Below are 24,080 nucleotides of genomic sequence, written 5' to 3' on the forward strand. Positions count from 1 at the left end.
CGTCGTCAATCCCGACAACTCGGTCACCTACACGCCGAACGCCGACTTCAACGGCGCCGACAGCTACACCTACACGGTGACCTCGGGCGGCGTCATCGAGACCGCCACGGTCAACGTCACCGTCAACGCGATCGCCGACATCGCCGACGACACCGCCTCGGGCAACGAGGACACGGCGATCACCACCGCAGTGCTGGCCAACGACAGCTTCGAGGGCACGCCGGCGGTCACGGCGGTCACCCAGGGCGCCAACGGCTCGGTCGTCGTCAATCCCGACAACTCGGTCACCTACACGCCGAACGCCGACTTCAACGGCGCCGACAGCTACACCTACACGGTGACCTCGGGCGGCGTCACCGAGACCGCGACCGTCAACGTCACCGTCAGCGCGGTAAATGCAGCGCCGGTGGCCATGAATGACAAGCTTGTTATATCCAATGACACGACGGCAATATTTTCTGCCGCTGTTCTTCTGGGCAATGATACGGACGGCGACTCGGATAAATTGCAGATAGTGTCTGTTTCTGGGGCGAATGTTACGTACAACGCGGTCAGTCAAACCATAACGTACAATACAGACCCTCTATCGAACAACACGGTCAATGCCGGATCGTTTACCTACCAGGTATCAGATGGAAACGGAGGGCTTACCACCGGCACTGTATCGATTGATACTGTCAATGGAGACAATGTAAATCTGTTAACTAAGTACGCAACCCCAGCGTCTTATCAGGCATCCTATATCGATAGCGGAAATGGCACCGACGTCGACGACGGTGGTCCCTCAATTGACATACTCATTGGAGGCCTTGGTACAGATACCCTTCGAGGCGGTGCCGGGAGCGACACACTTCGAGGCGGTGCCGGAAATGATACAATCGATGGGCAAGGTGCCGGGACCGATATCGACCTCATCGATTTTTCAGACGGAACGGGGGCAGGGCTCAATTTCACCTTGATTCAGAGCGCGAGCAACACAGTTTTCAACGCTGGCGCCGCGGGCCTTGGAACAGACACATACAGAAATATCGAAGGTGTGATCGGGACGAATTTGGCCGATACACTCACCGGGTCGGCTTTCAACGACGTGCTCATCGGCGGCGGCGGAAACGACACGATCAATGGTAACGCAGGAGCGGACCGCATCGAGGGTGGCCTCGGCAAGGACACCATGACCGGCGGCGCCAACGCGGATACTTTCGTTTTCATTGCGCCGAATGAAATGCCAATTGGAACCGGCAACCGGGATGTGATCACCGATTTCAGCCAGGCGGAAGGCGACAAGATTGATCTGTCGGCCATCGACGCAAAGACGCAGGCGGGATTTGTTGGCGATCAGGCATTTACTTTCGTCGCCAATCCGACTCCTGCAACCGATCCCGGAGTTCAGGCAAACAGCGTCACTTGGTATCAAGACACCGTCAATAATGTCACAATCGTACACGGCGATGTAGACGGAAACACAACGGCCGATTTCGAGATCCAGCTTTCGGGCCTCATTACTCTCACGGCCGACGACTTCAACCTGTGAAACAAGCACCGACGATGACCGGTCTCGGCCCGCTTGGGATGTTACGCCAGCAAGTGCGCAAGCCCATCTGCGCACTTGCCCTGTTCAGCTGCGTGATCAATCTTCTGCTGATGACTGGGCCGTTGTTCATGCTGCAAGTCTATGACCGCGTGCTTTCCAGCGGCAGTGTTCAAACGCTGGTAGCACTTGTCATCCTGGTCGTCGTGCTTTTCGCATTCATGGGTACGCTTGACGCAATGCGATCACGCGTTCTTGCCCGCCTTGCCGGGCGACTTGACGAAATTCTGCGTGGACCGGTCTTTTCTGCAGTTCAATCGGATGCGTGGCGGGGCGCTGGAAACGCCGGTCCTTCGATCCGCGATCTCGAAACCATTCGCGGTTGGATTTCCGGCCCGGGGCCCGGGATGTTTTTCGATGCGCCGTTTGTGCCGCTTTATATCGGTGTGATCTTTCTGCTCCACATATGGCTCGGATGGTTCGCGGTGGGCGCTGCATCGGTGCTTGCTTGCTTTGCAGTTGCAAATGAATGGCTTACCCGCGGACCGCAACTCGCAGCCTCCACCGCCGCCGAGTCAGCCCAGCGCCTTGCAGACGAAAGCCGGCGTCAGGCAGCGCCCGCCGTCGCGCTAGGCATGGAATCCAATCTGCGGTCGCTCTGGGAATCGAAAGTCCAAGAAGCGGTACTTTTGTCGAACGGACTTTCCGACAGGCTCGGAACCCTGTCCGCGATGTCAAAAGCGACACGACTTCTGTCCCAGTCCGGAATACTGGCCGTCGGGGCCTATCTAGCCATCGGCCAGGAAATCAGCGGCGGAGTGATGGTTGCCGCGTCCATACTGCTGGCACGCGCACTTTCACCTGTCGAGCAGGCCATCGTCCATTGGCGAAGCGTGCTGGGAATGGTTCGTTCGTCCCGCAGGGTCTCGCAGTTGCTCAATGCCGCCGAAGTAACAGCGTCCGACCCAATGGAGCTTCCTCCACTCAATGGAGCGGTGTCGGTTTCGGATATTGTCTGCGTGGCTTCCGCTCGGAAGGAGCCGCTGCTCGCCGGCATCTCCTTCAAGCTGAACCCGGGTGACGGCCTCGGCATCATCGGACCCTCGGGCGCGGGCAAGACGACGCTTGCACACGCTATACTTGGAATTGCGCCTCTCGTCAGAGGCGAAATCCGGATAAGCGGTTCGACGCACGACCAGTGGAACCGCGATATTCTCGGGCGCCAACTCGGCTATTTGCCGCAGGATGCGGTGTTGTTTCCAGGATCGGTAGCCAGAAACATCTCGCGATTCGAGCCGAATGCAGATGCGAAGGCCGTTCTTCACGCCGCCAAGCTCGCCGGCGTTCACGAACTGATCTTATCATTCTCCAATGGATACGGGACCCTGGTCGGCCAGGGCGGCGTGGCGCTGTCCGCGGGAGAGCGACAAAGAATCGCGCTGGCCCGCGCGCTCTATGGTGATCCTGCACTTGTTGTTCTCGACGAGCCTAATTCGAACTTAGACGCCGAGGGCGACCAAGCCCTTTCGCAGGCGATCAAAGCGACGCGCGACCGCGGCGCAACAATCATTGTGATCGCCCACCGCCCAAGCGCGATCAACGCGGTCAACATGCTGCTCTATCTGCGCAGCGGCAAACAGGTCGCCTTCGGCCCGAAAGACGAAGTCCTTCGACAAGTCACCCAGGTGGTCGTACCGGAACCGCGCCAGGGTAACAATGTTACGGTGATGAGGGCCGGCAATGAGTGACGGCCGTGAAAGCAATTTTTCCGTTTCGCTCAGGCGGACACAACGAGCCGGAATTGCGGTCGTAGCGGTTCTCGTTCTCGTTCTGGGTGGTTGGGCCGCAACCGCAAGCATTTCGGGCGCGGTGATCGCTCCAGGCCAAATCGTTGTTCGTTCAAACGCGAAAAAGGTGCAGCATCTCGAAGGCGGAATTGTCCTTGAATTGAACGTCGAGAATGGCCAACGGGTGCATGCAGGCGATGCGATCATGAGGCTTGACCCATCTGAGCCCCGAGCGCGGCTGGCAATCATTATTGCACAGTTGGCCGAATTGGAAGTCGAACTAAAAAGACTCGAAGCGGAACGCGACGGACATGCCGAGTTGGAGTTTCCTTCAGAACTTGTAAAGTTGATGCCGAAATCTGAACTTGAGCGTATATTTGACAGTCAGCAAAAGCTTATTGCGTCGCGCTTGGAAGTTGTTGCAGGGAAAAAGCGTCAACTTGCTGAACAGGTTAATCAAATCAAAAATCAGATCAGCGGCATGGAAGCCCAACTCGAAGGCAGAAAACGGCAGCTGGCGATCGCGGCTGCTGAGCTCGAGACAATGCAGGGTCTGCTAAAGGATGGGCTGGTTCAGAAAAACCGCGTCCTGGAACTTGAACGCGAATTGGCGAGCGTAGATGGCGATATTGGCAGGCTCGTTGCCGAAATCGCGAAGCTGAGAGGGAGCGTCAGTGAAGTGGACCTTAGAGCAATACAAGTCGACGATGACTGGCGCTCCGAAGTGCTGACTGCGATTGCGGAAGTAAGAACAAAGGTCGGATCGCTTCGCGAGCAGCGCCAAGCTGCGCAGGAGCGCATTGACCGGATCGATGTCATCGCGCCGCAGTCGGGATTCGTGCATGAGCTAGCCATTCACACGGTCGGCGGAGTGGTCGGTCCGGGCGAGACGCTGATGCTCATTGTTCCAGAGTCGGATCCGTTGGTTCTCCGTGCACGGGTCCGTCCACGTGACATCAACGCGATCTGGGTCGGCCAACCCGTGCGGGTCCGCCTGTTGTCATTTAATCAGAAAACCACGCCAGAGGTGAACGGACAGGTCGCTATGATCGGCGCAGACCTCTCGACAGATGCCCAGTCCCGTCTTCAGTTCTTCGAAGTCGACATTGTGCTCAATTCTGCTGACCTGGCAGGGTTAGATGCCCATGAACCGATCCGCCCCGGTATGCCTGCTGAGGCTTTCATTCAGTCGGGCGAGAAAACTGCCCTGGCTTATCTGCTCAACCCGTTGACTGAACAGGTGAACAAAGCCTTCAGAGAGTAGCGATGCCGCCACGAACTCGCCCAACGCTTGGGCCGCACGGCGCCCGCAGGGATATGCGAATCCTTTGGCGTCGTTGCAGTACTGCCGGCTCTCCGGTGCGTCGATGCCATTGAACATGCGCTGACCAGCAATCTCGACCGTGTCGCCGTCGACAACAGAGGCCTGGCCTTGCATCGGCCCAGGCAGCGGTCCTGTCCAATTTGTTATGGTTCTCTGGAGGCCAGCGGTGCTCTGGATGACGAATGGAGTGACTTCGGCGGCAAGCGTGCCGACGCCGAGGAAGAGTAGTCCCAAGACCTGGCGCGGCAGCCGCCGTGACGGCGTTCTGCCGGCGCGCTTTCGCCACCGGTTACCTGATCGGTGCCTGGCGGAAACAGACCGCGCTCATAGAAGTTCACATCGAAATCGAGCCGCCCCTCGCTTGGGGTCAACTTCGCTGTAAACTTGGCCTCATCGTCTTCATTGATCAGCCGGTAGAAGGTACCGAAGTCCTCCTGCACGTCGTCATAGAGCGCATTCAGTTCGTCTTCCATCACGCGGCAGTAGGCATCGTAGGCCGACCGCGCGGAATTGTTCGCGATCTTCGCGGCCTCGTTCTTCCGCATGGCGTCGCGGTAGTCAGTCAGCCGGAGCTGCGCTGTCGTAAGGAATGTCTGCGCTTCGATGGCCGCGCTCTGGTCAGGCTTCGCTTCAATCGTGGCTTCCAGTGTGGCCAGACGAACTGCGCAGATCGCGAAGCCCACCGGTTTGGTGAAGGCGCTCTTATATGCGCGCGTGTCTTCGAAAGAGCAGGAGAAAGGGGCTCTGGCCGTCCAAGGCGCCGCTCGGCTACCTCAACGTCACGGCAAAGGACGGCAGCAAGGTCATCGAGCCGGACCCAGTGCTGGCTCCCATCGTCACCAAGCTGTTCGAGCGTTACGCGACCGGCCAATATTCGCGCAAGGCGCTTGCGAAGGCGGCGAAGACTCATCTATCCCAAGAGCGGCAATCCGGCACCGGTGAGCACGGTGCATACGATGCTGCGCAACCGGCTCTATACGGGGCTGTTTCAGTGGCATGGCAAGCTGCATCAGGGCAAAGGACGAGCCGCTGGTATCGATCGAGCTGTGGGAGCGGGTCCAAGGCGTTCTGACCGGCCGGCACGCGACCCCGATCCATTCCTATGGCTACGAGTTTGCCTTCGCGGGACTCATGACCTGCATCCAGTGCGGCTGCGCGGTCGTGGCCGAGGTCAAGAAGGGCAAATACATCTACTATCACTGTACCGGGCATGTCGACAAAGGGCGTGGCGGCTATGCAGACTGTCGGCGCAAATATGTACGGGAGGAGGTGCCGGACGAGACGTTTGCCGCGTTACTTGACAAGCTCCAGTTCGATGAGGAGGTGCTGGATTGGATGCGCGACGCGCTCAAGGCGAGCCATGCTGTTGAGGGATGTGAGCAGGAACAGGCGATCCAGCGTTGTCAGACGCAGTACAAGCGCCTCGAGGATCGCCTCCAGGCTATGTATCTGGAGAAGCTCGACGGACGTATCGACAATGCTTTCTATGATCGCATGTCGGCGCAATGGCTAGCGGAACAGACGCGTCTGCTACGCGAGATCAAGCGGCACAGCGAGGCGCAAGAATCATACATGGAGGACGGCCTGCGGCTCCTAGAACTGGCCCGTGATGCCAGCCGACTATTTGTGAACAGGCCGCAAACGAGAAAAAACGGCTCCTGAATTTAGTGCTGTCGAACTGCGAATGGGATCGCGGCGAAGTTCGCGCAAACTTCAGGCAACCTTTTGACTTACTTGCAGAATCAGCGGCCGCAGCGGCGTCGAGCGATGCCACCAGGGCGAAATTGTCCACAGGGCATCCAGTTTGGCTGGGGCGCCAGGATTCGAACCTGGGATTGTCGGTACCAAAAACCGATGCCTTACCACTTGGCTACGCCCCAGCAACGGGAACATGCCCGTTGCGCGCGCGGCCTTATAGGACGAGCCGACGGAAAGCTCAATGCCGAGAATAGCGGCTATGCGCAACTGGACTGTAGCCAGAGTTTGGGTCGGTAATCATCGTCCTGGATGGGGAGCTCTGTCGCTATTCACCCCAGACGGCCATTTCATTGCCTGCCGGATCCATGAAATGGAACCGCCTGCCACCGGGGAATGAGAAGATCGGCTTGACGATCGTGCCGCCGGCATTTTCGACGGCGCCCAGGGTTTCTTCCAGGTGCTCGGAATAAACCACGGGAAGCGGCTTGGCGGGCGCTTCGCCGGCATCAGCCTGGAAGCCTCCGTCAAGACCTTCCGAAAACGCCGAATAGGTCGGCCCGTAGTCGGTGAACGACCAGGAAAAGGCGGCGCTGTAGAAAGCCTTGAGCCTATCCAGCGTTCCACCAGTTGCCGGCATTTCCAGATAATCGAGTTTTCCGGTCCGTCTCATGGCGTTATCCCTGGTTCCTGTTATGTTCTACTTAATTGACCACCGGGCCGCAAGTCTTTTTGGCATCGCTTTTTCTTAATCGATTGTAGAAGCCGGCTGGCTTTGCCGACGCTTGCCTTTCGCACTGCAGCATCATATCGCTCGGATAGGGACACGGCGGAGCTTCGGCTTCGTCAATCTTTTCAATCTCCTGCAACCGGAGAGCAAGCATGACCAAATGGGTCTACACCTTTGGCGACGGCGCTGCGGAAGGCCGTGCCGGCGACAGGAACCTCCTGGGCGGCAAGGGCGCCAATCTGGCCGAAATGTGCAGCCTGGGCCTGCCCGTGCCTCCGGGTTTCACCATCACCACCGAGGTCTGCAACGCCTACTACGCCAACGGCCGCACCTACCCGGCCTCGCTGGAGGCGGACGTCGCGGTTGCGCTTGACCACATTGGCCGGCTGACCGGGCGCCGTTTCGGCGATCCCTCGAAACTGCTTTTGGTGTCGGTGCGTTCCGGTGGCCGCGCTTCGATGCCCGGCATGATGGACACCGTGCTCAATCTCGGTCTGAACGACGAGACGGTCGAGGCGCTGGCCGCCGATTCAGGCGATGCTCGCTTTGCCTATGACAGCTACCGGCGTTTCATCCAGATGTATTCCGATGTCGTCATGGGCCTCGATCATGAGGTGTTCGAGGAAATCCTCGAAGACCAGAAGGGCGGGCTCGGCCATGAACTCGATACCGAACTGACTGCCATCGAATGGCAGGGCGTGATCGCACTCTACAAGGCCAAGGTCGAGGAGGAACTCGGCAAGCCGTTTCCGCAAGATCCGAACGAGCAGCTCTGGGGCGCGATCGGCGCCGTGTTTTCGAGTTGGATGAACAACCGCGCCATCACCTACCGGCGCCTGCACGACATTCCCGAAAGCTGGGGCACCGCGGTCAACGTCCAGGCCATGGTCTTCGGCAATATGGGTGAGACTTCGGCCACCGGTGTCGCTTTCACCCGCAATCCGTCGACCGGCGAAAAGATGCTCTATGGCGAGTTCCTGGTGAATGCGCAGGGCGAAGATGTCGTCGCCGGCATCCGCACACCGCAAAACATCACCGAGGCGGCGCGCATTGCCGCCGGCTCCGACAAGCCTTCGCTGCAGAAGCTGATGCCGGATGCCTTCCAGTCTTTCGTCACCATCTCCGACCGTCTGGAAAAGCACTACCGCGATATGCAGGATCTCGAATTCACTATCGAGCGCGGCAAATTGTGGATGCTGCAGACGAGGTCCGGCAAGCGTACCGCCAAGGCGGCGCTCAAAATCGCCGTCGACATGGCGCGGGACAAGCTCATTTCGAAGGAGGAGGCCGTCGCCCGCATCGATCCAGCCTCGCTGGACCAGTTGCTGCATCCGACCATCGATCCGACGGCGGCGCGCGATGTGATCGGCATCGGCCTGCCCGCATCTCCGGGTGCCGCCACCGGCGAGATCGTCTTTTCCTCCAATGAGGCCGAGGAACTCAAGACGCAAGGCCGCAAGGCGATTCTCGTGCGCATCGAGACCAGTCCCGAGGACATCCACGGCATGCATGCGGCGGAAGGCATCCTGACCACGCGTGGCGGCATGACCAGCCACGCCGCGGTGGTGGCGCGCGGCATGGGCAAGCCTTGTGTGTCGGGCGCTGGCTCGCTGCGCGTCGACTACAGAGCCGGCACGCTGATGGCAATGGGATCGACGTTCCGCAAGGGCGATATCATCACCATCGACGGCGGCAACGGCCAGGTGCTGAAAGGCGCCGTACCGATGCTGCAGCCGGAGCTGTCGGGCGATTTCGCCGCCATCATGGAATGGGCCGATAGCGTGCGCCGCATGAAGGTGCGCACCAATGCCGAAACGCCGCTCGACGCGCGCATGGCGCGTTCCTTCGGCGCCGAAGGCATCGGGCTTTGCCGCACCGAGCACATGTTCTTCGAGGCCGACCGTATCGTTGCCATGCGCGAGATGATCCTGGCCGACACCGAAAAGGGCCGGCGAACGGCGCTCGCAAAACTCTTGCCCATGCAGCGCTCGGATTTCCTCGAACTGTTCGAGATCATGGCCGGCCTGCCGGTGACGATCCGCTTGCTCGATCCGCCGCTGCATGAATTCCTGCCCAAGACCGAGGAAGAGGTGGCCGAAGTCGCCGCCGCCATGAACGTGTCGCCCGACAAGCTCAGGCAGCGCACCGAGGCCCTGCACGAGTTCAACCCGATGCTTGGCCATCGCGGCTGCCGGCTTGCGGTTTCCTATCCCGAAATCGCCGAGATGCAGGCGCGCGCCATTTTCGAGGCGGCCGTCGAAGCCGGCAGAAAGGCCGGGGCGCTGGTGGTTCCGGAAATCATGGTGCCGCTGGTCGGTCTGGTGAAGGAACTCGACTATGTCAAGGCGCGGATCGACGCCGTCGCCAAGAGCGTGATGGAGGAAACCGGCGTCAAGATCACCTATCTTACCGGCACGATGATCGAACTGCCGCGCGCCGCGATCCGCGCCCATGTCATCGCCGAGGCGGCCGAATTCTTCTCTTTCGGCACCAACGATCTGACCCAGACCACCTTCGGCATCTCACGCGACGATGCGGCCTCGTTCCTGGAGACCTATCGCCAGAAGGGCATCATCGAGCAGGATCCGTTCGTGTCCCTCGACATTGAGGGCGTCGGCGAACTGGTGCGGATGGCGGCCGAAAAAGGCAGGGCAACGCGGCCGGAGATCAAGCTCGGCATTTGCGGCGAACATGGCGGCGATCCGGCGTCGATCCATTTCTGCGAGGAGGTCGGCCTCGACTACGTGTCGTGCTCGCCCTACCGCGTGCCGATCGCCAGGCTGGCTGCCGCGCAGGCGGCGGTCCAGGCTGCGAAGAATGGCCGCAGGTAAGGGACACGACATCGGCCATGACCGTATCCGACTGATCGGCAGGACAGGTCTCGAGCCGTCCCTGCTCAGGCTGGTTTGGCTTCGATCGTCACCTTGTTGGGATAGAACGCGCCGTGATCGCGGATTTCGATCATCTCGTCGAAAGGCTGCTCATACCCCCACATCGCATTCTTGCCTGCTCCCGCGGCAGGCAGCACGCTCCAATAGCTCGCATCGCCCTTGTAAGGGCAGTGGGTCGACAGTTCAGTCTTGCGCAGCTGATCGAAATCGATGTCTTCGAATGGAATGTAGAGGACCCGGGGGTAGGGGGATTCGGTCAACACCTTGGCCTTAGTGGACGAGGCAATGATCGAGTCGCCGACGCGTACGGTGACAGTTCCGATGTAGGGCGCGACAGTGATCACTTTACCCGGGTTGCGTTGGAAGCCGGGTGACGGATTGGCGATCTGGTCCATGACGGGTTCTCCTTGCGTCGACCTAAAGTGTGTCGGGCGTGCGCGCCGCGCAAGGCCGCCGTCGAATGCGGGGCTCGAAAACCATCGCCTTTGGCGTTGCAGGTCTCTCGTCAAATCGGCCCTGCCGATGAACAATCAGGCGGCAGCCTGAAATGCATCCATCAGCCCGGCATAGGCGGCGGCGATACTGGCGACCGGATTGGTGCTTCTCGACGCGGTTTCGACCTTGAGCGCACCACCGCCGGTCGGCAAGGTAAGAAGCAGGAACTGGCGGTTGCCGCCATCGCCGACGCATGCCGCGGCAACGTGCTGGCCTTCGCCTTCGTTCTGAACGCACATCTTGAACAACAGCGTGCCGCCGACCGCCTCAAGGGCGCCGCCAACAACTTCGACGAATTCGTCTTCGGAAACGGTTTTGGCGTCCGGCACCAAATCAGCCAGGCTTTCGGCGAGCGTATCTTCGAGAGTCTTGTCTTCGAGCTGCGCGTCCATGCGAACCTCTTTCATTCGCCAATCGCACCCCCTGCCCATTAATCAAAGTTAAGCCCATTAATCAAAGTTAACGCCGACGATGGCCGGATTGTGGCGGATTTCCCTGTCTTTTCGATCAATGCAACGCTTCTGCCCGGTCATGGCTGGACAATCCGCTTGTTCGTCCCACAATGGAATGAAAAAGCAATGGGAGGAAAAGAATGCTCGGACTGATGCAGGAATGGCCGCTGCTTTGCCACAAGCTCATCGACAACGCAGCCAGGCAGCACGGCGAACGCGAGATCGTATCGCGCTCGATCGAGGGCCCGATCGTCCGGACCACTTACGCGGAAATTCATCGCCGCGCCTTGCAGGTCGCTGAGCGGCTCGAGCGTGACGGCTTTGGGCTTGGCGACCGCATCGCCACATTGGCCTGGAATACGGCGCGTCACATCGAAGCCTGGTACGGCATCATGGGTGTTGGCGCGATCTATCACACGCTCAATCCGCGGCTCTTTCCCGAGCAGATCGTGTGGATCATGAACAATGCCGAGGACAAGGCGATCTTCGTCGACCTGACATTCATGCCGCTGCTTGAAAAGATCGCCGGCGCGGTCAAATCGCTGAGAAAGGTGATCGTGCTGACCGACAACACGCACATGCCGCAAACGGCGCTGCCGAACGTCGTTGCCTATGAGGAGTGGCTTGACGAAGCCGACGGCGCCTTCACCTGGAAGACGTTCGATGAAAACACCGCCGCCGGCATGTGCTACACCTCGGGCACGACAGGCGATCCGAAAGGCGTCCTCTACAGCCATCGCTCGAACGTGCTGCACGCCATGATCGCGGCGATGCCCGACGCCATGGGCCTCTCGTCGCGCGACACCATACTGCCTGTCGTGCCGATGTTCCACGCCAACGCCTGGGGCCTTGGCCAGAGCGCCCCGATGATCGGCGCCAAGCTGGTCATGCCTGGCTGCAAGATGGACGGCGCCTCGATCTACGAGTTGCTCGACACCGAAAAGGTGACGTTCAGCGCCGCCGTGCCGACAGTGTGGCTGATGCTGCTCCAGCATCTGGAGGAGACCGGCAAGGAACTTCCCTATCTGAAGAAGGTCGTCATCGGCGGCTCATCCTGCCCGCGCGCGATCACGACGAAGTTCCAGGACAATTACGATGTTGAGGTCATCCATGCATGGGGCATGACCGAAATGTCGCCGCTTGGCACCTTGTGCACCATGAAGCCGGGCTATGCCGGGCTTGAAGGCGAAGCCAGGCTCGACGTCCAGGGCAAGCAGGGTTATCCGCCTTTCGGCGTCGAAATGAAGGTGACGGACGATGACAACAAGGAGCAGCCATGGGACGGCAAGACATTCGGACGCTTGAAGGTCCGCGGACCGGCTGTCGCGCGCGCCTATTATGGCGGCATCGGATCCGAACAGTTCGATGAAGAAGGCTGGTTCGATACCGGTGATGTCGCCCATATCGACCCGAGCGGCTATATGCAGATCACCGATCGCGCCAAGGACGTCATCAAGTCGGGCGGCGAATGGATTTCGACTATCGAGCTCGAGAATCTCGCGGTCGGTCATCCTGACGTGGCGGAGGCGGCCGCCATCGGCATCCAACATTCGAAATGGGGCGAACGGCCGTTGCTTGTCGTGGTCCGCAAGCCGGGCCGGGAGCCGACCAAGACGGATATCCTGGCCTTCATGGACGGCAAGGTGGCGAAGTGGTGGATGCCGGATGACGTCGCCTTCGTCGGCGAAATTCCCCACACCGCTACCGGCAAGATACAGAAGACAACCTTGCGCCGGCAGTTCAGGGACTATCGCCTGCCGACGGACTGACGGGTGTGACGTCTTTCGCCTTCAGCCGCCGCTAAACGGCTTTAAGCGCCGGTTCGGGGTGAAGCAGTGCTGAAAATAATGAAAAATGCCGAGCGACAGACGTCGAGGGCGGCCGGCTGGTCGCGGCGGACAGGCGCTTTTTCGGCGGTCCTGCTTCTGACCGTCCTCGTCGGCCACCGATATGAACTTGTTGAAACGCCGGCTTTCCTTTGGGTGCTCGGCATTGTCGCGCTGCTTGCCGCCTTTGCGCTGCTGTTCGCCGGATTTGCCTTTTCGAGACTGTGGAATTTCGGCGACCGTGGCGGTCGCGATCTCACCGTCGGAACGTTGCTGGCACTGCTGGTGCTTGCTCCTTTTGGCATTGCCGCCTACTGGGCAGCGACTTATCCACCGCTCAGGGACATCTCGACGGATTTCGACGATCCGCCGGTGCTCGACACCAGCACCCGGACCGGGGATATGAACGCGCTTTCGCCGCCGACCCCGGGCGAGCGGCGCCTGCAGACCGAGACCTATCCGCTTGTCACCGGACGCAGCTACAATCTGCCTTTCGATCGGGTCCTGGAAGCAGTCGAAACCGTGCTCGATCGTCGGGACTGGCAGCTTACGGCGCCGTTTCCCCGTGCGATCGGGCAAAGCGAGGTGACGATCAACGCCCTGGCCAGGAACTTCATCCTCAGCCTTCCCGCCGACGTCGCCATCCGTGTGACCGACGATGGCGATGCGGTCGTCGTCGACATGCGTTCGGCCTCGCGTTACGGCCGCTACGACCTTGGCGACAATGCGGCCCGCATCGTGGATTTCCTAGCCGAGCTGGATCAGGAAGTCGCCGGCCAGGTCGGCACGGCCCCTGCCGAGTGATGTCCAGAGCATTTTTACAGCCAAGCGGAATCGCTTTGACGCCACAGATACAATCAGGGGTTGTCGTAGTCCCTGGGTCGATTGAGTCTGCGGGCAGCTATTCGGCCGGCTCGAATTCACCCTTGAGCAGGATTGTCTCCACCGGTCCAAGCGGATTGATAATCCGGTTCTCCAGGATTTCGACAAGTTTGCGCCCGACACCGGCCATATCAACGGAATGAACTCCGATCTTCGCCGGCAGGAAGCGTGCCAGCCGCGTGCTGTCACGCGTTACAATGTGGACGTCGCTCCCCGGCGCAAGACCTCTTTTGCCAAGAGCGTGCAGCGCCCCTAGAAGGCCCAGTTCGTTGGCGCATGCCAAGCCTGTCGGCGGATCTGAGCAAGCCAGCAAGCGATCGAACCAGGCTGCGCTCGATTCCATGGTGAACATGCCATGCCCGATCAGCGATTGGTCGATCGGAATACCGGCCTCGGCCATTGCCCTTCCATAGCCGGAAAGACGCATGGCACTTGCCTGATCTTCCGGAACCAGAAGTTGCAGTGCAATGCGTCGACAGCCCTTATCCATGAGCCGTCGGGTTGCCTCGTAGGCAATCTGTTCATTGTCGACATCGACATAAGGATACGCAATGTCGAGGTCGGTTCTTCCAAACGCGACAAATGGCATGCGTTTATCCAGCAGCAGCTTGACGCGCGGATCACCCGACACCAAGCGCGTGATGATCAGTCCGTCTGTGCTGCGCGCCTGAAGCTGCCGCTGCACACTCTCGACGGGATCGTCGTCGGGAGTGGTGGAATAGATGGACAGACTATAACCGGCCTGCCGCGCCGCCAGCGTCATGCCTTCGATTAAAGGGAGCTTCAACAGATCGGACAGATGGTCTCGCGTCTCCATCGGGAGTACTGCCGTCAGCGTCTGCGTTCGACCGGTTTTGAGCGCACGACCATGATGATTTGGTAAATAGCCGACCCGCTTAGCCGCCTCCTTGACGCGGGCTATGGTCGAGGGCTGCACTTCCGGCCCATCCTTCAGAGCGCGGGACACTGTGGTCACCGAGAGGGAAAGTTCCGCCGCGATCTGCTTTAGATTAGCCATTGTCCGCCCGACTTCATTTGCGAAAGCGCCGGCTGATTTTGCTGACCGCCACAACGTTACCGGATTCGACATCCCGGTCAATCCAAACGCCCGTAGGAAGCAGCTTGACTCTGGCGCATTCCGATGCAATCGTAACGTTACGATTGCAAATAAATGGCTCTTTCGAGCAACATTTGACAAAAAGTTTAGGGGGAGAACCTATGTCCTGGCTACGCATTTCCTTAACCGCATTCGCAATCTCGGCTGCCTTGCCCGTCCATGCGCAAACAGTCACCATCACGACCGCGGGCGGCGACTATGGCAACGCCATGAAAGAGGCGATGTGGGGCCCTGCCGCAAAAGAGCTTGGTTATGAAGTCCGCGAGGAGACGCTAAGCGACGGCCTGGCCGCCTTGAAGATGCAGGTCACCTCGGGTGCGGTCGCGACCGACGTCATTCACCTGGGCTCACCGGAAGGTGCCCAGGCGGCCGCTCAATCGCTGCTGGAGCCACTCGACTACAAGATCATCGATCCCAAATCCGTGCCGGACGGCGCAAAGTCCGACTACTGCTATCCGTTCGATTCCTATGGCACCGTCATGTCGTGGAACACCAAGACCTATGGTGAGAACCCGCCGAAGACCTGGGCCGAGTTCTGGGACGTAGCCAAATTCCCGGGCCGCCGCGCGTTGCGCGCCAATGCGCAGGACTCGATCGAGATCGCGCTTCTCTCCGATGGCGTGGCGCCGGCGGACGTCTATGCCGTGCTCAGCACGCCGGAAGGGCTGGAGCGCGCCATCAGGCGGCTTGAAGCGATCAAACCAGATGTCGCCGTGTGGTGGACCTCGGGAGCCCAGTCCGCGCAGCTGCTGAAGGACGGCGAGGCGGATCTGGTCGTTACCTGGAACGGACGGGCAGAGACTGTGAAAAAAGATGGCGGCGCGGCTGACTATACGTTCAAGGGTTCGGTCATCGGCACGGACTGCCTTGGGGTGCCGAAGGGAGCGCCGAACAAGGAAGCCGCGATGAAGCTCATCGCAGCGATGACGCAGCCCGCGCGCGTTGCGAAGCTGACCGATTTCATCGCCTATGGCCCGGTCAATCCTGCGGCATATGAGGGTGGCCTGATTCCCGAGGACCGTCTGAAGACGCTTGCGACCGCGCCTGAAAATGCCGGCACCTCGGTGTTTTCGAATTCAGAATGGTGGGTCAAGAACGGCGAGGCTGCCCAACAAGCCTTCGATGAGATGATGGCCCGCTGAGTCTCAGCTGATAAGGCTGGAGCAGATGATGAAGTCGCTCCCGATCACCATCGACAGCGTCAGCAAGGCTTACGGGTCCTACGTCGCACTGGATGATGTTTCGCTCGACATTCAAGCTGGCGAATTCCTCACGCTGCTGGGGCCATCGGGATCGGGCAAGACCACTTTGCTCATGGCTCTGGCCGGTTTTGTCCGGCCGGATTCCGGTAAACTCTTGTTGGGCGATCGGGACATCACTCGCCTGGCGCCCAACAAACGGGACATCGGCATAGTATTCCAGAATTACGCCTTGTTTCCCCACATGAATGTCCTGGCGAATGTCACGTATCCGCTGGTGCTGCGCAAGACGCCGAGGGCGGAGGCGCGTCAGCGGGCGCTTGCCACCTTGGCCCGCGTGAAGCTGGATGGCCTGGCGGAGCGCAATGTTGCCGCACTGTCCGGCGGCCAGCGTCAACGGGTAGCATTGGCGCGGGCTATCGTCTTCGAGCCGCGCGTGATGTTGATGGACGAGCCGCTGTCGGCGCTCGACAAGAATCTGCGCGAAACCATGCAGTACGAGATCCGGCGCCTGCACGATGATCTGGGGATCACCACAATCTACGTGACCCACGATCAGCGCGAAGCGCTGATCATGTCTGACCGGATAGCGGTGATGAATTTTGGCCGCATCCAGCAGATCGACACGCCGCAGCGAATTTATGACCGTCCATCGACCCGCTTCGTCGCCGAGTTCATGGGCGAGGCCAACATTGTGGCGCCAGGCTCGGTGCGCCGAATCGATGACGCCGAAGCGTCACGCGCGACTTTGATGATCCGCGCCGAAAGCTTCCTTCTCGATGCGAAGCTCGTCGGGCGAGACGGAGTGGCGCTCGAAGGAATACTGCGCGCCAAGGCGTTTCGCGGCGAAAACTGGCTTTTAACGCTCGTGCTTGACGGTGGGCAAGAGGTTCTTGTCTGCATTCCCGCTGCGCTGGCCGGCGGCTGCGCCGAGCTTGCCGCCGGTCAGCGGATGACCGCATATGCACCGGCGGCGAAGGTTCACGCGATACCGGGAGCGACAGCGTGACCGTCACTGTGGATCCTGCGCTCGCCGCAGATGCGCGACGCGAGCGGCGATTCTTCCTTTCGCTTTCGCTGCCGGCGCTGTTCATCGTTGGACTGGCGGCGATTTTGCCCATCCTTTGGATCATCCGGCAATCTTTCCTGACTACAGGCGGTGAGTACACCATTGGCAATTACGCGAAAGTGCTTTCGAGCGGACTGACATGGTCGGCGCTCGTCACCACCCTCGAACTGTCCCTCGGCACGCTGGCGATCTGCATTCTTCTGGGCACCCCGCTGGCACTGGCCTTGGCCAGCGCCAGACCAAGGGTGGCCAACGTGCTGATGGCCTTCGTCATGCTGCCGTTGTGGACCGCTATCCTGGTGCGCACCTATGGCTGGCTCGTGCTCTTGCGGCGTGATGGCATGATCAACGCGGCTTTGACTGGTTCGGGCCTGACGGCGGAGCCTTTGCCGCTGGTCTACAACTTCACGGGAACGCTCATCGGCATGGTTCACTACATGCTGCCGCTGTTTCTGCTGCCGGTCTATGCCGCGATGCGCGATATCGAGCCAAACCTCGTTCGCGCTTCAGCGAGCATGGGAGCCACGCTCGGGCAGGTCATCCGCACCGTCATAATACCGCTTTCGGCCGGCGGCATCTTCTCGGGTTCGGTCATCGTCCTCATCTATTCCATCGGTTTTTTCATCACGCCAGCGGTGCTTGGCGGCGGCAAGGTAAATCCTCTCTCTACCCGGATCGAGCGTACGCTATCGACCTTTCAGGATTGGGGGTCGGCGAGCGTCCTGGGCATTCTGCTCCTCGTTCTGATGGCGCTGATCGGTGTGATGCTGCTGGCGGCACGGCGCCTGCTGGCCCACAACACAGTGGAAGCCTCCCGTGCTTGAAGCCTATCCGCACAACCGGCTGGCCCGCATTTTCCTCTGGAGCTTTGCTGCTCTTGTCATGGCATTTCTGATGTTGCCGACGCTCGTGGTGGTGCCGCTTTCGTTTTCGGCGTCGAATCTCCTCGAGTTTCCGCCGCACGCCTACTCGTTGCGCTGGTACGAGAACTTCTTCGGCTCGGCAGCGTGGATGGCTGCGCTCAGGACGAGTTTGGTCCTTGGCACATTGACGGCGTTGGTCGCGGTGCCTTTTGCGCTGCTCGCCTGCATTTCAATGAATCGGCTGGGCGGAAAGACCGCTGCGACCATCCAGAGCGTCCTGCTAACCCCCTCGATCACCCCAGGAATCCTGCTTGCAATCGGTCTCTTCTTTGTGCTGGCGGCACAACGTTTGGTCGGAACGTTGTTCGGTGTGCTGGTCGGACATGTGGTGCTGGCCATTCCGGTCGCGTGCATTGTGTTGTTGCCCGCTCTGGCTCGCTTTGACTGGAACCAGGTTCAGGCGGCGCGCAGCCTCGGTGCGAATTGGGCCAGAGCTATTGGCGGAATAATCGTTCCGCAACTTCAGATCAGCTTGCTGTCGGCGACTTTGATGGCCTTCCTGACGTCGCTCGATGAGTCTGTGATTTCGATCTTCGTCGCGAGTGGTCGCAACAGCACGATGCCGAAGCTCATGTTCGTGTCGCTGCGCGATCAGATCGATCCGACCATTGCGGCGATCTCAACATTGTGGACCGCTATTGTTGTGGTCGTCGTCTTAATCGTGGCCCTTCGCCAAAAATCCTGACCGAGACTGGAAGCATGCCTACAAACCATTACGCAACTGGTGCTCCGGCGGATCAGTCGACGGACATACCTCAGGTAGGGTTGGCCATCATCACCGGGTCGGCAAACTGGGGGCTTGCCTTCCCGGAAGATGTCGAATTCGATGGCGTGCGAACGTTGCGGCGCGACATGAGTTTTGAAACACCTTTCGGTCGCACCGACAACTGGAAGCTGCTCGAGTTCGATGCGTCGATTACAGCCGAAGGGAGAGCGAAGCGGGCGCTGTGCATGTATTCGCACGGCAATCCCCGCGACCATATCGACCATTCCTGCCATCGCCGCGCGTTCTGGGTATTGATGCGGGCGGGTGTACGGCAAGTTCTCGCCTGCTCGACTGTAGGCTCCGTCAATAAGGCGATCCAGCCTGGCGACATGGTGGTGAACGCCGATATCATCGAACTGACGCAGACCCCGTTTTCATTGCTTCCGGACCGCCAAAGCTTTGACTGTTCGGGCAAGCAGATCGTATGTCCAAGATGTGCGGCGGTTCTGGTTGAGACGGCCCGCCGTCATTGGCCAGCCGAATGCCGCGTTCATGGCATCGAACAGCAGTTGGTGGCTGCCCATTGTTATGGGCCGCGACTGACAACTCCAGCCGAGGCTTTGGCGTATCGCGGCATGGGGGCGGATGTGCTCAACCATTCGATCGCCCCTGAGGCCACCTTGGCGCGCGAGATCGGCGCTTGCTTCGTGCCCTGTGCGTTTGTTACGGCAGGCTTCAACGACTATATGGACCGCAATCGCCAGAAATTGCTGCAGGAGGACGTGCTGCCCAATCTCTCCATGACCGCCTCGCGGGTCGCGCTGGAGACCGCCGCGCGACTTCCGGCCAATCCGGAATGCTCTTGCCATGGCCTGAAGTCGCCTCAACCAGAAGAGCGTTCCAGCCGGTTCTGAGCTTTCAGGAGCGTAGTGCGAGCTCGTGGCGGGATCTGAGAGACTGTTTCGAAATTCGCTCTGGCGAGTCATATGGTGGTGTATTCGAGAACCGGCGCGCAGCGGACATTTGGGTCCGTGAGCACCGGAAGCGCAGAAAACACCATCAGATGGCCGCCAGAGTAGAGTTTCCAAACGGTCTCTTAGCCAGGGCACCTGAATATGCCGTCTATAGCCGGGTCGCCATCGGTGCTCACCAGGCCGCGAGCCACCAGATCCTCGAGATGGGCAAGCACGGACAGTCCGGCAGCGCCGTGAAGGCGCGGGTCGGTATCGCGATAGATTGCTTTGACCATGTCCTTGATTGTCCGGTCGCCGCTTCTGATTCGCTCGAGGATCGCTTGCTCCCGCATCCTGCGATGCGACTTCAACTCGCGCATGAAACTGCGCGGCGCTGTCACCGGCCCGCCATGGCCGGGCAGCAGCAGGCGGTCGTCGCGCTCGATCAGCCGATCCAGCGAGGCCATATAGTCGGCCATGGCGCCGTCCGGCGGCGCAACGATGGAGGTCGCCCACGCCATGACATGATCGGCCGAGAACAGGATACCGGTTCCTTCCAGCGCAAAGGCTGCATGATTGGCGGTATGGCCCGGCGTCAGCACTGTTCTGATCGCCCAACGGTCGCCGTCAACCGTCGTATCGTCGGGAAGCGCGATATCCGGATTAAAGGCGGTGTCGGCGCTGGCGTCGAGCGGATTGACCTCGCCTATGCGCAGCGGCCTGGCCGGCCGATGCGGGCCTTCGGCCAGGGCAATTGCCCCGGTGTGCTGCTTCAGCCGCGCTGCCAGCGGAGAATGGTCGCGATGCGTGTGGCTGACGAAAATGTGGCTGACCGGCCTGTCTCCGATCACCTCGAGCAGTGTCTTGAGATGCGCATCGTCATCCGGCCCCGGATCGATCACCGCCAGCGTCTTGCGCCCGACGATGTAGCTGTTGGTGCCGTAAAAGGTGAACGGGCTGGGATTTTTCGCGGTGATCCGAAGCACGTCGGGCGCGACGGTCACGCCCTGGCCGTAGGACGGGTCGAAGTCTGTGTTGAATTTCAGCGCCATGGCGAATGTCGTTCAGCTCTGTTCTAATGCATGTCGCGCAAAAGTGTGCAGCGGTTTTGCGATTACGACATGCATAAAACAACAACCTAAAGCGCGTCGCATGAGGCCGGTCAAACGCGACGCGCTTTTAGAGACGGCAAAACCGATTGCCGCATAACACGGAAGCCAATATAGGAAAACGCAAGGCCGCGATCTGCGGCAGTCCGATATGAGGAAGACCATGGCAATTGCAACGACGATGCGTCCGCTTGTTTCTCTCGCTCTGCCTGAAAAGGGCGCGGCCCGCCTGGCGACGCAGCTTTTGCTGGCGATCGTTGGAACGCTGGTGCTGACCTTGTCGGCCAAGACCAGAGTTTTGCTCGGACCGGTCGACATCTCGATGCAGACCTTAGCCGTCTTTCTGATCGCCGCAGCATTCGGCATGCGCCTCGGCGTCGCCACGCTGCTTCTCTACATGGCGGAGGGCGCCATGGGTCTTCCGGTCTTCCAGGGCACGCCGGAAAAGGGCATCGGCGTCGCTTACATGCTCGGCTCGACCGGCGGCTATCTTGCTGGCTTCGTGGTCATGGCGGCGATCGTCGGTTGGGCCGCTGATCGCGGTTGGGATCGCCATCCGATCAAGCTCTTCAACGCGATTGTGGTTGCCGAAATCGTCATGATGGCGATGGGTTTTGCCTGGCTGGCGCTGCTCATCGGCCCGGAAAAATCATGGCAGTTCGGCGTCGTGCCCTTCATCGTCGGCGACCTGATCAAGGTCGGCCTGGCGGCGAGCCTTGTGCCAGCCGTCTGGTCGCTGCTCAAACGCTCCTGAACTCTGGTCGATAGATCGGGCGCGGCACTGATCGAGTGCACGCAACCACAGGATGTGATCGTGGAATGGTCCCGTTTCAGCGACGGCCTGCCGCGAGTTCTCGTCAAAGCAGGCCGCCGCCAAGTGGTCGGTAACGCTTTGCTAACGATAACCGTCACACTATGTTCAAATCGACCGATTAAGGACCAGAAGAGCCAGCGGTTCGTCGCGAGGTCAGCGTAACCAAGCAGCTACATATCGCCGCAATTGCTCGATACCGCTGCTGGATAGCTAAGAAAGAAAGCGGCGCGATGACTTTTAAGCGCAGCTAAAGTAGTGGACAATTAGCAGGATTCGATCAACCGCATCGATTCTCGCGACATGTTGCTTGCTGGTATCTTCGCGCTGTCGTAACGCTTGCCCCGACAGTGCCAAAGACCGCCGAGAAGGATACTTGTGATCACCCCGGAAAAAACAACTGTTAAGGCGACTGTATTGCCGCAGCGGCCCGCAACCGGCACCGCAGCACGCTGGTATGCCGCCAGCGTATTTCCGGGAAAGGAAGACGTCGCCGAACGGCATCTTCGGATGCAGGGGTTTCACCCGTTTGTACCTCGCTGCGAGAAGACCACACGTCATGCCCGGCGCATCGAGACGCGACCGGCGGCCTATTTTCCAGGTTATATGTTCATCGCCCTCGATGTCGCGCTGCAGCGGTGGCGCTCGGTCAATGGAACGTTCGGCGTGCGCTCACTCATCATGCAGGGCGAACGGCCATTGCCAGTCCCGTCGGGGTTGGTGGAGCGGTTCATAGCTCTGACTGGCCGGGACGGCCTGCTTGATTTCAGCGGAGGCCTCGCTGCGGGCGCATCGGTTCGGATTCTTTCAGGTCCTTTCGCGGAGATGATCGGTCGCCTCGACCGGCTCGATCCAGCCGGAAGGGCCCGAGTGCTGGTTGCCATCATGAATGGCGAGATCCCTGTTGACATGGACTCAAGGGAACTCGTCGCGATCGCATAACCGTACTTGACGCTCGGTTATGCGATGCAAGCTGTTGCAAAGTCGGCTCTCGGGTTTCACCCGGGAGTGCGGTAGCCATTGTTGGAGCCGAAGCATACCGGTAGAACGAATGGCGTTGCCGCAGCTTGGTGTTCATTCACGCGCTGGGCCAGATCGTGATTTGTCGGGCCGCCTATCGCGTGAAATGGAATACGGAGCCTGACAATCAATCTCAGCGGTTTGCGTTGAACATCTGAGAGTTCCTGGCTTATTTATCGGCAACCCCAGAGAGCGACCTGACGAATTTGAACACCACCACCATCAACCTTCCTGGCCAAAGGCATCTTCTGCTTCGGATGCGCTTTCAGTTGCTTGGTGGGCTGACCTTCGCGATCTTGCTCCCCGCACTGGTCCGCATGTCGTTCAACCAACAAGTAATCTTGCAATCGAATATGCAGGTTACAATTGTCGCGGCATTCATCGCTCATGCGGCGGGTTATTTACTTTACAAGCGCATCGGCAATTTTCCGGGTGTGGCGGCGGCTGGTTACATCTTACCCACCTTCGCCCTGACCTATGGCCTCGTGTTCGTCACCATCTTTTTTTTCAGGTTCGACTATAGCCGGTTCCAGGCCGCCGCAAGTTTGTTTCAGTCGACATTGTGGTATTTTGGGCTGAGTTTGGCCACGCGACGGCTCGACCCATACCGGTTGGCAGTAATTCCAGGCGGAGACGTCGATAGGCTGGAAAGCATACCAGGCGTCAGTTGGCACCGGATTCATTCGCCCGAGACGATTGTCGAATATGCGAGCGGTGTGGTGGCCGATCTTCGATCCGATCTTTCGGATGAATGGGAACGGTATATCGCCGATCGCGCGCTCTCGGGAACGCCAGTCTACCACGTCAAACAAATCAGCGAGTCGCTCACAGGTCGAGTGGAAATAGAACATCTTTCCGAAAATACTCTGGGATCCCTGAATCCAAACCAGGCTTATTTGAAAATAAAACAGGCTATTGATTGGTTTTCGGCGCTGTTTATCCTTGTCGTTTTCTCGCCGCTGCTGTTATTTGTGGCGATAGCAGTAAAGCTCGACTCAGTTGGCCCAGCCTTGTTTAAGCAAAAAAGAATGGGATACAGAGGAAATATCTACGAGGTCTACAAATTTCGGACGATGAAACTCAGCGCCGCTGCTGGCGATGAAAAGGACGAGGCCATCACAAAGGCCGGCGATACGCGGATCACTCGCTTAGGACAGTTCTTGAGAAAATCCAGGATCGATGAGTTGCCGCAAGCGATCAACATTTTGCGCGGCGAAATGAGCTGGATCGGACCGCGGCCGGAGGCACTCGTGCTGTCGAAATGGTATGAGGCTGAGCTGCCATTCTATCGATATCGGCACATCGTCCGGCCTGGCATTACCGGATGGGCGCAAGTCAATCAGGGCCATGTTGCGGCGGTGGACGACGTTCTGGAAAAACTTCACTACGACTTCTACTACATCAAGAATTTTTCGCCTTGGCTCGACGTGCTGATTGTGTTTCGTACTATCCAAACCATGCTGACAGGATTTGGTGCTCGGTAGAGCCGAAGAGGCTTACTGATTGCGGGAGGATTATTATTCGCTTGGACGACACTCACAATCGCGTTCCAGAAATCGCCGG

General features: G+C 59.5%; 21 protein-coding genes and 1 tRNA gene. 15 read left to right on the top strand and 7 right to left on the bottom strand.

Annotated features, from left to right (window positions below):
* The 3 genes from NKH12_RS14580 to NKH12_RS14590 all read left to right on the top strand — a co-directional run.
* Positions 1-1,531 (top strand): tandem-95 repeat protein (locus tag NKH12_RS14580; RefSeq protein ID WP_352953758.1); only part of this gene is annotated, 1,531 nt, incomplete at its 5' end.
* Positions 1,532-1,545: 14 nt separating this feature from the next.
* Positions 1,546-3,276 carry a type I secretion system permease/ATPase gene (locus NKH12_RS14585; RefSeq protein ID WP_352953759.1) on the top strand — a complete coding sequence of 577 codons (1,731 nt, stop codon included), beginning with the start codon at positions 1,546-1,548 and terminating at the stop codon, positions 3,274-3,276.
* Entirely contained in the window at positions 3,269-4,579 is a 1,311-nt protein-coding gene (locus tag NKH12_RS14590; RefSeq protein WP_352953760.1) for an HlyD family type I secretion periplasmic adaptor subunit, read from the top strand. Before NKH12_RS14585 ends, NKH12_RS14590 begins: the two co-directional genes overlap by 8 nt.
* Before the next feature lie 203 nt (positions 4,580-4,782).
* On the opposite strand, the gene NKH12_RS14595 is transcribed toward NKH12_RS14590, so the two are convergent.
* A complete protein-coding gene (locus tag NKH12_RS14595) occupies positions 4,783-5,322 on the bottom strand; it encodes a hypothetical protein (protein WP_352953761.1) in 540 nt (179 codons plus the stop codon).
* A gap of 313 nt (positions 5,323-5,635) precedes the next feature.
* Here NKH12_RS14595 and NKH12_RS14600 point away from each other — a divergent pair, with 313 nt between their 5' ends.
* A complete protein-coding gene (locus NKH12_RS14600) occupies positions 5,636-6,301 on the top strand; it encodes a recombinase zinc ribbon domain-containing protein (protein ID WP_352953762.1) in 666 nt (221 codons plus the stop codon).
* Positions 6,302-6,444: 143 nt separating this feature from the next.
* Here NKH12_RS14600 and NKH12_RS14605 read toward each other — a convergent pair.
* Together NKH12_RS14605 and NKH12_RS14610 are read right to left on the bottom strand one after the other, a co-directional pair.
* Positions 6,445-6,519: transfer RNA gene (locus tag NKH12_RS14605), tRNA-Gln, on the bottom strand.
* Positions 6,520-6,662: 143 nt separating this feature from the next.
* Positions 6,663-7,007 (bottom strand): VOC family protein, encoded by a 345-nt coding sequence (locus tag NKH12_RS14610; protein ID WP_352953763.1) that lies wholly within the window; start codon positions 7,005-7,007, stop codon positions 6,663-6,665.
* 209 nt (positions 7,008-7,216) lie between these two features.
* Between NKH12_RS14610 and ppdK the strand changes: the two genes are divergently transcribed.
* Complete coding sequence (gene ppdK / locus NKH12_RS14615; RefSeq protein WP_352953764.1) at positions 7,217-9,895, top strand: pyruvate, phosphate dikinase; 2,679 nt, start codon at positions 7,217-7,219, stop codon at positions 9,893-9,895.
* 65 nt (positions 9,896-9,960) lie between these two features.
* On the opposite strand, the gene NKH12_RS14620 is transcribed toward ppdK, so the two are convergent.
* Complete coding sequence (locus NKH12_RS14620; protein WP_352953765.1) at positions 9,961-10,350, bottom strand: DUF427 domain-containing protein; 390 nt, start codon at positions 10,348-10,350, stop codon at positions 9,961-9,963.
* A gap of 135 nt (positions 10,351-10,485) precedes the next feature.
* Positions 10,486-10,842, bottom strand: coding sequence for a hypothetical protein (locus NKH12_RS14625; RefSeq protein ID WP_352953766.1), 357 nt, complete (start codon positions 10,840-10,842; stop codon positions 10,486-10,488).
* Positions 10,843-11,042: 200 nt separating this feature from the next.
* Here NKH12_RS14625 and NKH12_RS14630 point away from each other — a divergent pair, with 200 nt between their 5' ends.
* Entirely contained in the window at positions 11,043-12,671 is a 1,629-nt protein-coding gene (locus NKH12_RS14630) for a fatty-acid--CoA ligase (RefSeq protein ID WP_352953767.1), read from the top strand.
* A gap of 78 nt (positions 12,672-12,749) precedes the next feature.
* The gene (locus tag NKH12_RS14635; protein WP_352953768.1) at positions 12,750-13,532 is read left to right on the top strand and encodes a DUF1499 domain-containing protein; all 783 of its coding nucleotides are present in this window, start codon (positions 12,750-12,752) and stop codon (positions 13,530-13,532) included.
* A gap of 97 nt (positions 13,533-13,629) precedes the next feature.
* Here the strand turns inward: NKH12_RS14635 and NKH12_RS14640 are convergent, their stop codons facing one another.
* Positions 13,630-14,700, bottom strand: coding sequence for a LacI family DNA-binding transcriptional regulator (locus NKH12_RS14640; protein ID WP_352953769.1), 1,071 nt, complete (start codon positions 14,698-14,700; stop codon positions 13,630-13,632).
* A gap of 32 nt (positions 14,701-14,732) precedes the next feature.
* Between NKH12_RS14640 and NKH12_RS14645 the strand changes: the two genes are divergently transcribed.
* From NKH12_RS14645 to NKH12_RS14665, 5 genes are all read left to right on the top strand, one after another.
* Complete coding sequence (locus tag NKH12_RS14645) at positions 14,733-15,869, top strand: ABC transporter substrate-binding protein (RefSeq protein ID WP_352953770.1); 1,137 nt, start codon at positions 14,733-14,735, stop codon at positions 15,867-15,869.
* A 28-nt stretch (positions 15,870-15,897) separates the two neighbouring features.
* The gene (locus tag NKH12_RS14650; RefSeq protein WP_352953803.1) at positions 15,898-16,935 is read left to right on the top strand and encodes an ABC transporter ATP-binding protein; all 1,038 of its coding nucleotides are present in this window, start codon (positions 15,898-15,900) and stop codon (positions 16,933-16,935) included.
* Positions 16,932-17,819 carry an ABC transporter permease gene (locus tag NKH12_RS14655; RefSeq protein ID WP_352953771.1) on the top strand — a complete coding sequence of 296 codons (888 nt, stop codon included), beginning with the start codon at positions 16,932-16,934 and terminating at the stop codon, positions 17,817-17,819. The genes NKH12_RS14650 and NKH12_RS14655 overlap by 4 nt, the downstream gene beginning before the upstream one ends.
* Positions 17,812-18,603, top strand: coding sequence for an ABC transporter permease (locus NKH12_RS14660; protein ID WP_352953772.1), 792 nt, complete (start codon positions 17,812-17,814; stop codon positions 18,601-18,603). Before NKH12_RS14655 ends, NKH12_RS14660 begins: the two co-directional genes overlap by 8 nt.
* An 80-nt stretch (positions 18,604-18,683) precedes the next feature.
* Positions 18,684-19,538, top strand: a complete 855-nt coding sequence (locus NKH12_RS14665) for a phosphorylase family protein (RefSeq protein ID WP_352953773.1) — start codon at positions 18,684-18,686, stop codon at positions 19,536-19,538.
* 182 nt (positions 19,539-19,720) lie between these two features.
* Here the strand turns inward: NKH12_RS14665 and NKH12_RS14670 are convergent, their stop codons facing one another.
* Entirely contained in the window at positions 19,721-20,629 is a 909-nt protein-coding gene (locus NKH12_RS14670; RefSeq protein ID WP_352953774.1) for an MBL fold metallo-hydrolase, read from the bottom strand.
* A gap of 220 nt (positions 20,630-20,849) precedes the next feature.
* Between NKH12_RS14670 and NKH12_RS14675 the strand changes: the two genes are divergently transcribed.
* The 3 genes from NKH12_RS14675 (at position 20,850) to NKH12_RS14685 (ending at position 24,001) form a co-directional block, all read left to right on the top strand.
* Positions 20,850-21,440 (top strand): biotin transporter BioY, encoded by a 591-nt coding sequence (locus tag NKH12_RS14675; RefSeq protein WP_352953775.1) that lies wholly within the window; start codon positions 20,850-20,852, stop codon positions 21,438-21,440.
* A gap of 435 nt (positions 21,441-21,875) precedes the next feature.
* Positions 21,876-22,439, top strand: a complete 564-nt coding sequence (nusG, locus tag NKH12_RS14680; RefSeq protein ID WP_352953776.1) for a transcription termination/antitermination protein NusG — start codon at positions 21,876-21,878, stop codon at positions 22,437-22,439.
* A gap of 284 nt (positions 22,440-22,723) precedes the next feature.
* The gene (locus NKH12_RS14685) at positions 22,724-24,001 is read left to right on the top strand and encodes a sugar transferase (RefSeq protein ID WP_352953777.1); all 1,278 of its coding nucleotides are present in this window, start codon (positions 22,724-22,726) and stop codon (positions 23,999-24,001) included.
* Positions 24,002-24,080 lie beyond the last annotated feature (79 nt).

This window comes from Mesorhizobium sp. M1322 (assembly GCF_040318085.1).
Classification (GTDB): domain Bacteria; phylum Pseudomonadota; class Alphaproteobacteria; order Rhizobiales; family Rhizobiaceae; genus Mesorhizobium.

Coding starts and splice junctions, on each gene's coding strand:
- NKH12_RS14585 (WP_352953759.1), top strand. CDS start 1,546: ATGACCGGTCTCGGCCCGCTTGGGATGTTACGCCAGCAAGTGCGCAAG.
- NKH12_RS14590 (WP_352953760.1), top strand. CDS start 3,269: ATGAGTGACGGCCGTGAAAGCAATTTTTCCGTTTCGCTCAGGCGGACA.
- NKH12_RS14600 (WP_352953762.1), top strand. CDS start 5,636: ATGGCAAGCTGCATCAGGGCAAAGGACGAGCCGCTGGTATCGATCGAG.
- NKH12_RS14610 (WP_352953763.1), bottom strand. CDS start 7,007: ATGAGACGGACCGGAAAACTCGATTATCTGGAAATGCCGGCAACTGGT.
- ppdK (WP_352953764.1), top strand. CDS start 7,217: ATGACCAAATGGGTCTACACCTTTGGCGACGGCGCTGCGGAAGGCCGT.
- NKH12_RS14620 (WP_352953765.1), bottom strand. CDS start 10,350: ATGGACCAGATCGCCAATCCGTCACCCGGCTTCCAACGCAACCCGGGT.
- NKH12_RS14625 (WP_352953766.1), bottom strand. CDS start 10,842: ATGGACGCGCAGCTCGAAGACAAGACTCTCGAAGATACGCTCGCCGAA.
- NKH12_RS14630 (WP_352953767.1), top strand. CDS start 11,043: ATGCTCGGACTGATGCAGGAATGGCCGCTGCTTTGCCACAAGCTCATC.
- NKH12_RS14635 (WP_352953768.1), top strand. CDS start 12,750: ATGAAAAATGCCGAGCGACAGACGTCGAGGGCGGCCGGCTGGTCGCGG.
- NKH12_RS14640 (WP_352953769.1), bottom strand. CDS start 14,700: ATGTCGAATCCGGTAACGTTGTGGCGGTCAGCAAAATCAGCCGGCGCT.
- NKH12_RS14650 (WP_352953803.1), top strand. CDS start 15,898: ATGAAGTCGCTCCCGATCACCATCGACAGCGTCAGCAAGGCTTACGGG.
- NKH12_RS14670 (WP_352953774.1), bottom strand. CDS start 20,629: ATGGCGCTGAAATTCAACACAGACTTCGACCCGTCCTACGGCCAGGGC.
- NKH12_RS14675 (WP_352953775.1), top strand. CDS start 20,850: ATGGCAATTGCAACGACGATGCGTCCGCTTGTTTCTCTCGCTCTGCCT.